General features: G+C 41.1%; 13 protein-coding genes. 3 read left to right on the top strand and 10 right to left on the bottom strand.

From position 1 onward, the window contains the following. Positions 1-83: 83 nt before the first annotated feature. The 8 genes from rseP to rpsB all read right to left on the bottom strand — a co-directional run bounded on the left by rseP (position 84) and on the right by rpsB (position 7,551). A complete protein-coding gene (gene rseP / locus P20480_RS16320) occupies positions 84-1,436 on the bottom strand; it encodes a sigma E protease regulator RseP (protein WP_008126669.1) in 1,353 nt (450 codons plus the stop codon). A 1-nt stretch (position 1,437) separates the two neighbouring features. Next, positions 1,438-2,643, bottom strand: a complete 1,206-nt coding sequence (ispC, locus tag P20480_RS16325; RefSeq protein ID WP_033024913.1) for a 1-deoxy-D-xylulose-5-phosphate reductoisomerase — start codon at positions 2,641-2,643, stop codon at positions 1,438-1,440. After that, the gene (locus tag P20480_RS16330; RefSeq protein ID WP_006793631.1) at positions 2,640-3,506 is read right to left on the bottom strand and encodes a phosphatidate cytidylyltransferase; all 867 of its coding nucleotides are present in this window, start codon (positions 3,504-3,506) and stop codon (positions 2,640-2,642) included. Before P20480_RS16330 ends, ispC begins: the two co-directional genes overlap by 4 nt. A gap of 20 nt (positions 3,507-3,526) precedes the next feature. Beyond that, positions 3,527-4,306 (bottom strand): isoprenyl transferase, encoded by a 780-nt coding sequence (locus P20480_RS16335; RefSeq protein WP_008126663.1) that lies wholly within the window; start codon positions 4,304-4,306, stop codon positions 3,527-3,529. An 81-nt stretch (positions 4,307-4,387) separates the two neighbouring features. After that, the gene (gene frr, locus P20480_RS16340; protein WP_282447153.1) at positions 4,388-4,909 is read right to left on the bottom strand and encodes a ribosome recycling factor; all 522 of its coding nucleotides are present in this window, start codon (positions 4,907-4,909) and stop codon (positions 4,388-4,390) included. Positions 4,910-4,958: 49 nt separating this feature from the next. After that, on the bottom strand, positions 4,959-5,708 hold the full coding sequence (gene pyrH / locus P20480_RS16345; RefSeq protein ID WP_006793634.1) for a UMP kinase: 750 nt from the start codon (positions 5,706-5,708) through the stop codon (positions 4,959-4,961). A 158-nt stretch (positions 5,709-5,866) separates the two neighbouring features. After that, positions 5,867-6,718 (bottom strand): translation elongation factor Ts, encoded by an 852-nt coding sequence (gene tsf, locus P20480_RS16350; protein WP_006793635.1) that lies wholly within the window; start codon positions 6,716-6,718, stop codon positions 5,867-5,869. 104 nt (positions 6,719-6,822) lie between these two features. Then, positions 6,823-7,551 carry a 30S ribosomal protein S2 gene (gene rpsB / locus P20480_RS16355; protein WP_006793636.1) on the bottom strand — a complete coding sequence of 243 codons (729 nt, stop codon included), beginning with the start codon at positions 7,549-7,551 and terminating at the stop codon, positions 6,823-6,825. Positions 7,552-7,823: 272 nt separating this feature from the next. Here rpsB and map point away from each other — a divergent pair, with 272 nt between their 5' ends. The 3 genes from map (at position 7,824) to dapD (ending at position 12,128) form a co-directional block, all read left to right on the top strand. Then, complete coding sequence (gene map, locus P20480_RS16360; RefSeq protein ID WP_006793637.1) at positions 7,824-8,609, top strand: type I methionyl aminopeptidase; 786 nt, start codon at positions 7,824-7,826, stop codon at positions 8,607-8,609. A gap of 62 nt (positions 8,610-8,671) precedes the next feature. Further along, entirely contained in the window at positions 8,672-11,290 is a 2,619-nt protein-coding gene (glnD, locus tag P20480_RS16365; protein ID WP_008126657.1) for a [protein-PII] uridylyltransferase, read from the top strand. Between the two features lie 10 nt (positions 11,291-11,300). Then, complete coding sequence (gene dapD / locus P20480_RS16370; RefSeq protein WP_008126654.1) at positions 11,301-12,128, top strand: 2,3,4,5-tetrahydropyridine-2,6-dicarboxylate N-succinyltransferase; 828 nt, start codon at positions 11,301-11,303, stop codon at positions 12,126-12,128. Between the two features lie 124 nt (positions 12,129-12,252). Here dapD and P20480_RS16375 read toward each other — a convergent pair whose 3' ends face one another. Both P20480_RS16375 and P20480_RS16380 read right to left on the bottom strand, forming a co-directional pair. Further along, positions 12,253-13,284, bottom strand: coding sequence for a DUF2804 domain-containing protein (locus P20480_RS16375; protein ID WP_008126652.1), 1,032 nt, complete (start codon positions 13,282-13,284; stop codon positions 12,253-12,255). Positions 13,285-13,487: 203 nt separating this feature from the next. Continuing rightward, positions 13,488-13,832, bottom strand: a complete 345-nt coding sequence (locus P20480_RS16380; RefSeq protein ID WP_008126650.1) for a 4a-hydroxytetrahydrobiopterin dehydratase — start codon at positions 13,830-13,832, stop codon at positions 13,488-13,490. Between the last annotated feature and the right edge of the window lie 29 nt (positions 13,833-13,861).

The raw sequence follows: 13,861 nt of genomic DNA, 5'->3' as shown, positions 1-13,861 counted from the left end.
TCCTTTACAACTGTATTACCGCTTAACACCTAAAATACGGGTGCGTTACAATCGTGTTCTAATTAGTAAATGTTGCGCTGTAATTACAAACGCGATACATCATTGAACAAAGCGAAACATGTTAGAAAAATGAGTAGCAACGCTCCCACTTTAAAACCAAATTCTTGCGTCTTTTCAGAGACCGGCTTTTTACGAAAAAGTTCAATTATGTAATACATTAAGTGTCCACCATCAAGCACTGGCAGAGGTAATAAATTAAATACGCCCAAGTTAACGCTTATCAGGGCTAAAAAGCTTAAAAAAGCAACTAAACCATAGCTTACGCTAGTCCCCGCTCCCACTGCAATACCAACAGGACCACTTAAGTTTTTAACCGAAACCTGACCTGTAATTAAATTACCAATCATGTCAAAACTCAGCGTAATCAACCGCCAGGTTTCTTTTGTACCGCGAACAATACTATCAAGTGGTCCAAAACTTCGGGATTGTACATACCCCTCTGGCCATTGCTGAACAACAGGTGCTACACCTAAAAAACCTTGTTCTATACCATTGTTGCCAACACGCCCTTGTGGGGTCACTTTTATGCTTTTTATACTATCTTGTCTTTTTACACTAAATTGTAAAGATTTGTTAGCCGATTGCGTAATTACATTAACTAATTGCGGCCAATTGCTTATAGTTTCACCGTTTACAGCCAGAATAGTATCGTTAACTTGCAAATTTGCTTGTTCTGCTGCTGAATTTTTAGTCACCGCCGCAACCGTTAATGTGGCTTGTGGCCTAAAGGGTACAATACCCAAAGAGGTTAGTGGAGGAACATCTTGTTGGTCGAGCTTCCAACCATCAATATTGAGCGTTTTGACTCGTGTTTGTAAGTTTTCATCGCGAACTGTAATCTCTACGCGCTCTTCACCTAATCGCGACATAAAAGCAAACGTCGCGTCTTGCCACGTGGTTATATTATCATCACCAATTTTAATAATGTGTTGGCTCGGCATAAGCCCGGCTTGCTCTGCTCGGCTCCCTTCAGTAATGCTGCCTACGATTGGTTTTACCGATTGCACACCCACCATGTACATAACCGCTAACGCAAAAATAGCAAACAAAAAATTTGCCATAGGCCCAGCTGCAACAATGGCAATACGTGCTTGTACTGACTTTGAGTTAAACGATAAATGTCGCTGATTTGCTGGAACATCGTCCACACGCTCATCAAGCATTTTGACATATCCACCTAGTGGAATAGCTGCTATAACATATTCTGTATTGTATTTATCGTGCCATTTAATTAAGGGCTTACCAAAACCAATAGAAAAGCGTAGCACCTTAACACCCGCCTTTCGTGCTACCCAAAAATGGCCATACTCATGCACAGTAACTAAAATACCTAATGCCAAAATAAATGAGCCAAGATTCCAAATAAAATCAAACATACTAATGAGCCACTTTATTTATAAACTGAGTTGCGTTGACACGTGCAAGCTCATCGCATTGTAATATTTCATCTAAACTCTGTACGTTGGTGTATTGAGCCGACTCTAAGGTTTGCGCATTAATTTTATAAATATCTGTAAAACCAATTTTACCTTTTAAAAATGCAGCAACAGCTATCTCATTTGCAGCATTAACGGTCGTCGTTGCCCCCTGCCCCGCCGAACATGCATCAATAGCAAGTTGCAAATTAGGGTAACGGGTAAAGTCAGGTTTGGTAAACGAAAAATCACAAATATCAGAAAAATTAAGCGGTTTAACACCTGCGTCAATTCGTTTTGGGAACGCTAATGCATGGGCAATAGGCGTACGCATATCAGGATTACCCATTTGCGCTAAAATTGAGCCATCATGATACTGAACCATTGAGTGAATAATGCTTTGAGGGTGAATAACAACGTCAATATCATCGCTATTACAGTTAAATAGCCACTTGGCTTCAATAAACTCAAGGCCTTTGTTCATCATAGTTGCGGAGTCTACTGAGATTTTTTGACCCATAGACCAATTAGGATGAGCTACCGCTTCACTAACGGTGACATCTTTTAAAGTACGTATATCACGCGTTAAAAATGGACCGCCTGAACCGGTAAGTAAGATTTTACTGACACCATTATCTTGCAGGTTTTTATCACTTTGAGCATTTTGTAGTGAGTGAGGTAGACACTGAAAAATAGCGTTATGTTCGCTGTCGATTGGCAGTAAAGTTGCTTTGTGCTTTTTAACTTTATCAATAAACAATTGGCCCGACATAACCAGCGATTCTTTATTCGCAAGCAACACTTTTTTACCTGCTTCAACCGCACTGAGTGTAGGTAACAAGCCTGCGGCTCCAACAATGGCAGACATAACTATATCTACATCAGGGTGCGCACATAAATCACTCATTGCCTGTTGTGAATGCATAATCAGAGTTTGGCACGCTGTACCCTTTAAATGCAATGACAGTTCTTCTGCTGCACTTTGTGTTGCCATGACAGCATAAAGGGGTGAATGCTTAATGCAAAGCTCAGCCATTTTTTTTGCATTTTGACCCGCTGTTAAAGCAAATAAATCAAACAAATCACTGTTTTTTGCTACAACATCAAGTGTACTTAAACCAATTGACCCCGTAGCACCTAAAATAACTAGCTGCTGCTTATGACTCATAAACTTAAAGTCCATGCATAACACATTACAAACATAGGCGCGGCTGCTGTTAAGCTGTCAATGCGATCTAAAATACCGCCATGCCCAGGTAAGCATTTACCACTGTCTTTAAGGCCTGCTTCGCGTTTAAACATACTTTCAAGTAAATCGCCAATTGCTGAAAATAGCGCTATAAATGCCGTCATAATGGCGTAAATCGGCCATACGGCTAAATCCACGTCGGTAAAGTGACAAAACGCCATAACAAATAATACTGATGCAACAATACCACCGGCAAGGCCTTCAATTGTTTTATTTGGACTTACTTTTGGCATAAGCTTGTGTTTACCAAAACTTTTACCTGTAAAATACGCACCAATATCAGCGCTCCATACAATACCTAATACAACCAAAATCAGCATAGAGCCAAAGTGAGTAGATTCAAGGTATTGCGCACTACGAAGCGTATTGAGCGCAAGCCATAACGGCACTAAAGTCAGAAGCCCTGCAATGCCACGCATTACTAGCCCTTCATTCCACGCTTTTGCCATTGCTGGATAACGCCATACTAAGTAACTAGCAACAATCCACCATGCAAACGCCAAAGTAAATAAATAATTAGCATCGCCCACTAGCTGACCATTTTGCCAAAGCGACTCTATCGGCCAGTGTAAATTAAGCACAGCGAGTAAAGCTGCAACAAGCACAACAAAGGCGCCTCTTTTTATTTTGTCACATAGCCCCATAAAAGCAGACCACTCCCAAGCGCCCATTAAAACGATGGCGGCGGCAAAGTAACTAAATAACGTCAATGGTGTATAAAAAACCAAGGCAAGCGCTGCGGGTGCTAACACTAGCGAGGTTAAAATGCGTTGTTTTAACAAAATTGTGACCCTTAATCTATTTAGGTTTGAGCGAGTAATTGTTTTATTTGTTCGCCCGTACAACCAAATCGTCGCTCTCTAGCAACGTAACACGCAATGGCCTCAGCAAATGCTGCTTCATTAAAATCAGGCCAAAGTGTTTCGGTAAAGTAAAGTTCTGCGTAAGCTGCTTGCCATAGTAAAAAGTTACTAATGCGAACATCGCCCCCCGTTCGAATCAGTAAATCGGGTTCAGGTTGATCGGCCATGCTCATATGCTGCGCAATACGCTCTTCAGTAATATCTTGTGCGTCAATGTCACCGCTTGCAACTTGCATTGCGAGTTGTTTAGCCGCGTTTGCCATATCCCAACGGCCACCATAATTGGCAGCCACATTTAAACACAACCCTGTGTTATTTTCTGTCAGTTGCTGCGCACTATGTACTTTGTTTTGCAACCCTTCAGAAAACCGAGATAGGTCTCCAATGATGGTTAGTTTTACATTGTTTTTGTGAAGCTTTTTAACCTCTTTTGTTAATACAAACAAAAAAAGCTCCATTAACGTATTTACTTCGTCTTCAGGGCGGCGCCAGTTTTCACTGCTAAATGCAAATAAGGTTAACGATTGTACGCCTAATTTAGTACAAAACTGAACAGATTGACGAACAGCGTCCACGCCTTTTTTGTGCCCATACACACGAGGCCTATTTCTAGCTTGCGCCCAACGCCCGTTCCCGTCCATGATGATAGCAACATGCTTAGGTAAACATTGTTGTGAAATTGTATCAGCGTTTAAAGCCATAAATATCGAGTATTCCATAAAAAAACGCCGCCTAGTATAACCCAGACGGCGTTTCAAAACTAATATATTTGTATACACTAGCTCAGCTTATTTAGCTGTTTAGATTTCCATCAATTCAGCTTCTTTCGCTGTTAATTGAGTGTCCATTTCTTTGATAAATTTATCTGTTAACTTTTGGATTGCATCTTCGCCTTGGCGCGCTTCGTCCTCAGAGATATCTTTATCTTTTAATAGTGCTTTAATATCACCATTAGCATCACGGCGAATATTACGAACAGCAACACGGCCGCCTTCAACTTCGCCACGTACAATTTTAATTAAATCTTTACGGCGCTCTTCTGTAAGTGGAGGAAGTGGCACACGAATAACTGTACCAGCCGACATAGGGTTTAAACCTAAGTCAGACGCCATAATCGCTTTTTCAACGGCTTGTGCTAATGACTTATCAAAAACACCAATGGCAAGCGTACGTGAATCTTCAATTGTTACATTTGCAACTTGATTTAACGGTGTAGGAGCACCGTAGTAAGACACCATAATGCCATCTAAAATTGCAGGGTGAGCACGGCCAGTACGAATTTTAGAAAGTTGGCTACCTAGTGCTGTTACACTCTTTTGCATGCGCGCTTGCGCATCTTTTTGAATATCGTTAATCACGGTTCAATCCTAATTATTTGATTACTTCATCTGAGGCTTGTGAAGAGATAAGTGTTCCTTCTTCTTCACCCATAATTACGCGTTTTAACGCGCCTGATTTATTCATGTTAAATACGCTTAATGGCATATTGTGATCGCGGGCTAAAGTAAATGCCGCTAAATCCATAACTTTTAATTCTTTATCAATAATTTCATTGTAGCTTAAGTGACGGTAAAGTGTCGCTTCTGGGTTTTTCACAGGATCGTCACTGAATACGCCATCAACCTTTGTTGCTTTAATTACTGTATCAGCTTCAATCTCAATACCACGTAGACACGCAGCAGAATCTGTAGTGAAAAACGGGTTACCCGTACCCGCTGCAAAAATAACAACGCGGCCAGTTTTTAATAAGCTTATTGCTTCAGCCCAGTTGTATGCATCACATACACCATTAAGTGGAATAGCAGACATTAATCGACAGTTTACAAAAGCACGATGCAGCGCATCACGCATTGCAAGGCCATTCATTACCGTTGCAAGCATACCCATGTGATCGCCTACTACACGGTTCATACCCGCTTCAGCTAATGACCCACCGCGTAAAAAATTACCGCCGCCAATAACTAAACCCACTTCTACGTCGAGCTCTACTAACTCTTTAATTTCTTGTGCCATACGGTCTAAAACTTTAGGGTCGATGCCGAAGCCTTCGTCTCCCATTAAAGCTTCACCACTTAATTTGAGAAGAACACGTCTAAAAATAGGTTTGCGATTGATAGTCATAGTTTTGGGGCCAACTTTTATTGAATTATGGATAAAAAATAACCGCGCTTATGTTAAACATAAAAGCGCGGTTATTTTAAAGAATTTCTAAGCGTGAAGCAAAAGCAAATAGTACTTTAATTGCATCTAATTTCCTTGTCCTTCACAGTTAGTCAATCTTACTCACCTTTAGCAGCAGCAATTTGAGCAGCAACTTCAGCAGCAAAATCTTCTTCTTTTTTCTCGATACCTTCACCAACTTCTACACGTACGAAGCCAGTAACTGTTGCGTTTTTCTCTTTAAGAACATCGCCAACAGATTTTTTAGGTTCCATGATGAATGCTTGACCAGTAAGAGAAACCTCACCAGTAAACTTCTTCATGCGACCAACAACCATTTTTTCAGCGATTTCAGCAGGCTTGCCTTCGTTCATCGCGATATCGATTTGAACTTGCTTCTCTTTTTCTACAACATCTGCAGGAACATCAGCAGGTGTTAAGTACTCAGGGCTTGAAGCAGCAACGTGCATTGCAACGTGCTTAAGTGTTTCTTCATCAGCAACACCAGCAACAACAACACCAATACGCTCACCGTGACGGTACTCAACTAGGTTTTCACCAGCGATGTACTGTAGACGACGTACGTTGATGTTTTCACCAATTTTAGTTACTAGCTCAACACGGTCTTCTTCAAACTTAGCTTGTAAGTCTTCGATAGAAATTGTTTCAGCGATTGCAGCGTCAGCAACTTTGTTAGCAAATGCTAAGAAGCTTACATCTTTTGCAACGAAGTCTGTTTGACAGTTAACTTCAACAAGTACCGCAACACCTGCATTTTGCTTGATGATGATAGTACCTTCAGCAGCAATGTTACCTGCTTTTTTAGCAGCCTTTGCAGCACCGCTCTTACGCATGTTTTCAATCGCTAACTCGATGTCACCATCAGTCTCAGTTAACGCTTTTTTACAATCCATCATGCCAGCGCCTGTACGCTCGCGTAATTCTTTAACTAGGGCAGTAGTTACAGCCATTAGTAAATCCTCAAATCTGAAATCTGGTTTAGATAAGCGGGTTACCCGCTCTACAAGAATAGCAAGTCTTCATCCTATTAAGATGAAGACTTGATGACAGCTAATTACTCAGCTTCAACGAAATCGTCATTCTCAGCTTGAGCAACGATGTTATTCTCGCGACCTTCAGTGATAGCAGCTGCAACAGCGCTAGTGTAAAGGGTTACAGCACGGATAGCATCATCGTTACCAGGAACGATGAAATCAACGCCGTCTGGATTAGAGTTAGTATCTACGATTGCAACAACTGGAATACCTAGGTTGTTAGCTTCACGGATAGCAATGTGCTCGTGGTCAGCATCGATAACAAAGATCGCGTCTGGAAGACCGCCCATGTTTTTGATACCACCAAGGCTCTTTTCAAGCTTTTCCATTTCGCGGTTAAGCATTAACGTTTCTTTCTTAGTTAATTTCTCGAAAGTACCGTCTTGGCTTTGGATTTCAAGGTCTTTAAGACGCTTGATTGATTGACGTACTGTTTTCCAGTTAGTCAACATGCCACCTAACCAGCGGTGGTTAACGTAAAACTGATCGCTTGCGATAGCAGCTTCTTTAACTGCGTCGCTTGCTGCGCGCTTAGTACCAACGAAAAGAACTTTACCTTTGTTTGCAGCAGCGCCACTTAAAAACTTAAGTGCGTTGTTGAACATTGGTACAGTTTGCTCAAGGTTGATGATATGTACACGGTTACGAGTGCCGAAGATGAAAGGCTTCATCTTAGGGTTCCAGTAACGTGCTTGGTGACCAAAGTGAACACCAGCTTGAAGCATGTCGCGCATTGAAACGTTTGCCATTTTATAGATCCTCTATAGTTGTTTAGGGTTAGGCCTCCACATATCCCATAGCACCAACACCGAAGTATTTAAACTTCTAATGCACCCAAGTGTATGTGACGATACGTGTGTGTGTTAAAATCAAATTGTGTTTGCCTTAAATACAAAAAATCATTTAAGAATTTATTTGTAAAAAGACGGCGCGCTTTATACCATATTAAAATTAAATACTCAACATCGCGTGCAAAAATTATGCAGCGATAAAATGTTAGAAACGCAACTTTGGAGCCTCAATGAGCGCTATTATCAAGACCCCTGAAGAAATAGAGAAAATGCGTGTAGCTGGGCGTTTAGCAGCAGACGTACTTGAAATGATCGGCCCACATGTCGTGCCGGGGATCACCACTGATGAGCTAAATACTATTTGTCATGATTATATTGTTAACGAGCAAAAAGCAGTCCCTGCTCCTTTAAACTATCATGGTTTTCCAAAATCAATTTGCACCTCTGTTAACCATGTAATTTGTCATGGTATTCCTAACGACAAACCGTTAAAAGAAGGTGACAGCGTAAATATCGACATCACTGTTATCAAAGATGGCTACCACGGCGATACATCTAAAATGTTTCACGTAGGTAAACCAAACATTCAAGGCAAGCGTTTGGCTGAAGTAACACAAGAAAGCTTATATCTTGCCATTAAAATGGTAAAGCCGGGTGTACGTTTAGGTGATATTGGCGAAGCAATTCAAAAATACGCCGAGAGCTTCAACTACTCAATAGTACGTGAATATTGCGGCCATGGTATTGGTAGCGAATTTCACGAAGAACCACAGGTTATGCATTACGGTAAAGCCGGTACCGGTGAAACATTAAAAGCGGGTATGTGTTTAACTATTGAGCCAATGGTTAATGCGGGCAAGCGCCAATGTAAACTGCTTAAAGATGAGTGGACGGTTGTAACACGCGACCGCAGTTTGTCTGCACAGTGGGAACACACGTTATTAGTGACTGAAAATGGTGTTGAAATTTTAACGCTACGATCAGATGATACTATCGACAGGATTATCGAACACTAATAAACCTACGCAGTTGATAGTACGTTTATCAATGTGGAAGGTTCAATGAGGAGCCAGCCCACGTGGCATTACCCAACAAAGTAAAAAAGTTGCTTAGCGATGCTGAGCAACTAAGTGACTATCGCGATTGTTCCAGCTATTTTTACAAATGGTTGCATAACGAATTTTCAAAACAACCAGTTGGTAATTTAATTAATGCCCGGGCTGAGTTTATCGACCGCCTGTTGATCAAATTATTTCATGTTTATGATCTATCTCATGAGCCTGATTTAGCGCTGATTGCCGTAGGCGGTTACGGACGGGGTGAGCTTCACCCTTATTCAGATATCGACTTCTTACTGCTTGTAACAGAGCAACCAAATGAAGCGGTATGTGAAAAAATAGGTCAATTTGTCACTATGCTGTGGGATCTTAACTTAGAGATTGGCCACAGCGTTCGTACAATTGATCAAGCAATAGAGCAAAAACGCGAAGACGTCACTTTTGCCACCAGCTTACTCGAAAGCCGACTAATTTTTGGTAACCATATTGAGTTTGAAAAGCTTAAAAACTTTATACTCGAAACGCCAGTATGGGGCTCTAACGACTTTTTTGAAGCCAAAGTACAAGAGCAAAATTTGCGTCACCGTAAATGTCACGGAACAGCGTACAACTTAGAGCCAAACATAAAAGAAAACCCAGGCGGTCTTCGCGATTTACAAACTATTATTTGGGTAGCCAAAAAGCATTTTAGAGCCGAAACCCTCCAAGAGCTCATAAACCATGGCTACTTAACCCATGAAGAGTTTCAAGAGCTTTCAGAGTGTTTAGAAAACCTATGGAACATTCGCTTTGCCCTGCACTTAGCCGCAGGACGATCAGAAAACCGTTTACTATTTGATCACCAACCCCTCGCTGCAGAAATACTTGGCTTTGGTAGCGATGGTAAAGCGTCGGTTGAACGTATGATGAAGCGCTTATTTCGTATAATGAGCCGTGTACGCGAACTCAATCAGATGCTGCTTTCGTATTTTGAGCAAAGCATTTCGCCACTAAGCAGCGAAGCCGTTGTTGAGGTACTCGACAGAAATTTTGAGCGTGTTGGCCATCAAATTCGTGTTAAAGACCCATCTGTATTTTTTAGGCGCGATCAACTTTTTGTTCTGTTTGAGCACATTGCTGAAAATCCAGAAATTACCCATATTTACCCAAGCACTATACGCACTATTCGCCAAGTACGCCGTCGTTTGTTGGGTGACCTGCAAGATTACGCGGCCTGCCGTGAAGCTTTCTTACGCTTGGTAAAACACCCTAACGGTATGGGCCGCGCATTCACATTAATGCATAAGCACGGCATGCTGGCAGCATACTTACCGCAATGGCGTAATATTTTTGGGCAAATGCAGTTTGATTTATTTCATGCCTACACGGTAGACGAGCACACCCACAAGTTAATCAATAATATTTACCAATACTTTGATAAAACGGGCGTGAGTGAATTTCCAATTTGTAGTGAAATAGTCACCCGAATGGATAAACCCGAGCTTTTATATTTAGCCGGTATTTTTCATGATATTGCGAAAGGCCGTGGTGGCGATCACTCAGAGCTAGGGTCGGTCGATGCTATTGCATTTGCTAAGTTACATGGGTTCTCATCATCCGATGGCAAGCTTATCGCATGGCTTGTTGGTAATCACTTACTTATGTCGGTAACTGCACAAAGAAAAGACATAAACGACCCTACAGTAATCAAAGACTTTGCAACACGTGTAAAAACAGAGCGCCAACTCGATTACCTTTATTGTTTAACTGTGGCAGATATTCGTGCCACTAACGACAACCTATGGAACGATTGGAAAAACACCTTATTGCGCGAACTTTATTTGCACACACAACGTGCATTGCGTTTGGGCCTTGAAAACCCAATGGACCAACGCGACCAAATTCGTGATAAAAAGCACCAAGCAAAACAACGCCTGCTTAATTTAGGGTACCTTGAAGAAAAAATTGACTTAATTTGGAGCCGCTTTAAAGCAAACTACTTTACTGCATTTAGCGAGCAGCAAATATCGTGGCAAACCGAGCATTTAGTAAATAGCACCGATTTAAGTCAACCGAGTGTAATTGTGTCGAATGCGCCTATGCACGGCGGCACGCAAGTGTTTGTTTACAGTCCTTACTCGGGTGCCCTATTTGCCCGTTTAGTAAACATAATTGGTACTAAAAAGGCACAGATCCAACACGCACAAGTACTGACCACCAAAGACGGTTATGTACTGTTTAGCTTTGTTATTCTTGAAGTCAGCGGCGACCCTATCGCAAGTAGCCGCGCGCAATCGATTAAACGCGGCCTTGAGCAAGCACTTAATGACCCGCGTAAAAAAATTCGCTTTAAAAAGAGTCGCTCACAACGTTTTAAAGACTTTAATATCAAACCCAAAATTGTGCTGCGCCCACATGCCAGAAAAGATCGCAGCTTAATTGAAATACAAGCGGTTGATATACCCGGTCTACTAACCAAAATAGCCGAAGTTTTCCAAGCACATTTACTCCATATTCATGCAGCCCGCATAACAACGGTAGGTGAACGTGCAGAGGATTTCTTTGTCGTATCAAATAACGAATACCAAGCCCTGACTGATGAAGAACAAGCAAAAATTCATCAGGCATTACGTAAAAAATTCAACGCCGAAACAGAATAAGAGGACACACATGTCAGATTTAAAAACAATGATCGAAAACGCATGGGATAACCGCGACAACATTAGCCCAAGCACTGTATCTAACGATGTAAAACAAGCTATTATTGACGCGCTAGAACTACTTGATAGCGGTGCCGCGCGTGTTGCTGAAAAAATATCAGGCGAATGGGTTGTACACCAATGGCTTAAAAAAGCAGTTTTACTATCTTTTCGTATTCGCGACAACCAACCAATGAACGACGGCGTTAATCAGTTTTACGACAAAGTACCGCTTAAATTTAGCGACTACACGCCAGAGCAATTTCAACAAGGCGGCATGCGCGTAGTGCCTAACGCAGTAGCACGTAAAGGCAGCTTTGTAGGTAAAAACGTCGTACTTATGCCCTCGTACGTAAACATTGGCGCATACGTTGACGAGGGCACCATGGTTGATACATGGGCCACTGTTGGCTCATGTGCACAAATTGGTAAGAACGTACACTTATCTGGCGGCGTTGGCATAGGCGGCGTTTTAGAGCCACTACAAGCTAACCCAACCATCATTGAAGACAATTGTTTTATTGGCGCACGTTCTGAAATTGTTGAAGGTGTGGTAGTAGAAGAAGGCGCTGTTATTTCAATGGGGGTTTATATCAGCCAAAGCACTCGTATTTACGACCGTGAAACCGGCGAAATTCACTACGGCCGCGTACCTGCAGGCGCAGTAGTTGTACCAGGTGCACTACCATCAAAAGATGGCACACACAGCCTTTACGCTGCAATCATTGTGAAAAAAGTAGATCAACAAACACGCGAAAAAGTAGGCATCAACGCCCTACTTCGCTCGATTGATGATTAAATAGAAAACAATGGCATTAGTATAAATTATTGATGAAAAAATAAGGCTCTGAACCTTTTTAGATTTAGAGCCTTACATTCTTTTAAAGCGTTCGTTTATATACGTTAATTCCCAAAAGCTACATCTACCATTTTGAATAGTGATCTTCTGCTAAGCCCCACTGCCCGTTGAGTGTTATCACTTCATTAGGAAGCGTTATTTGACCGAAATAACGACCGATTTTTTGTGTGAAATTCGTGGCCACAATGAGTAAATTAGTTTTATCAAAACGTTGGCTTACAGGTTCAAAAGTAAGATTAATCAGGCCGTCGTTTGAGTGGAGTTCCCACTTGTCACAATCAATTTCGTTACCATAACGATTAAACTTAAAATCAACCATATCAATTTTGTATAGCTTTCCGTCAAGCCAAATAGCATTTTCAGTAAATCCTGTTTCAATTACACCTGCTGAAAGGTTTAATCCCAAGTAGCGTCCATCAGGTAATTTGCAGGCAAGGCTTGCCCAATTCCAAAATGTTTCACGACGCATATAGCCTGCACTCCAATCTACACAGGCCAATGCGTTCATATGGCTAAAATCGTAGCGGGTATTTTTTAATAGAAGCGTGCCAGAGCAATTTAGCGCGGCTGATTTTTGGGTGAAATGAAAACCAACATAACCAGCTCGAGCACATACACTCAAAGGAAGGTAATTATCTGACTCGTTAATTATTGCATCAAGGATCAGCGTGGTACTTATTTTAACTGTTACCTTTCGTTCACCGGGTCTATCTGTGGTATTAACGTAAACGCTGTTATCACCCTTTTTAAAATAACTATTGCCAGAATTTGGCAGCGGCTCAATTAATGTGTTTTTAGAAAATAAATTTACAAAGCTGTGCTCGTCTAACTGCTCTGTTTTTAAATTGTAAACATAAACAAAACAGTTGCTGGCAATTTTTAAATCAACGATTGCAAGCCCAATAACTAATTCATCGCAAGTAATGCTTATAAACTGAAACTGGTTAAACTTAAATTTTTTTGCAAGTTTACCGCATGGCTTATCCATTGCGTTTCTTAAATCAAAATCTAAGTAATTAATATGCTCAATCCCCTGTGGGAATAAACCAAAGTTAGCCTGTCCATCAGGGTTAATCAGCTGCAGTTTTTTTGGCATGTAACTATCCTTTCATTTACAGCCTATATTATTCTCGGACACAAAACAATCAACCTAAGAAGATAATTACATGGTAAATATTCGTTTTGTTATCCATATGCTTTTGTCGTAACAATTTTAATAAAGGGTGATAGTTTACCAACACCAATAAAAAAGCGCTTATAAAAATAAGTGCTTTTAGGTTTGCTCAATTAATTTTTTAATTACAGCGCGTTAAATACGTCGTCTGTTTTAGCTGCGCAAATAAAGTCGTTTTTGTGCAAGCCTTTAATTGAATGGCTCCACCACGTTACAGTTACTTTGCCCCACTCGGTTAATAAACCAGGGTGATGGCCTTCGTCTTCTGCCATGTCGCCTACTTTGTTAGTAAACGCGATAGCTTGTTTAAAGTTTTTAAATTTATAAACACGCTCTAGCTGCATAATGCTGTCGCGTACTTCTGGTACCCAGTCTGGTATTTTTGTAATAAGCTGTGCAAGCTCTTCGTCAGACACTTTTGGTGCATCTACGTGGCAAGCTTCGCATTTTTGTTCACTTAATGAAGACATTTTAAATCCTTACTTTAGCGTTTCTTTTA

Origin of the sequence: Pseudoalteromonas sp. BSi20480, assembly GCF_000241365.1 — a bacterium.
Classification (GTDB): Bacteria; Pseudomonadota; Gammaproteobacteria; order Enterobacterales; family Alteromonadaceae; genus Pseudoalteromonas; species Pseudoalteromonas marina.
The sequence above is the reverse complement of the archived record's forward strand: the minus strand, read 5'-3'. Positions and strand labels throughout refer to the sequence as shown.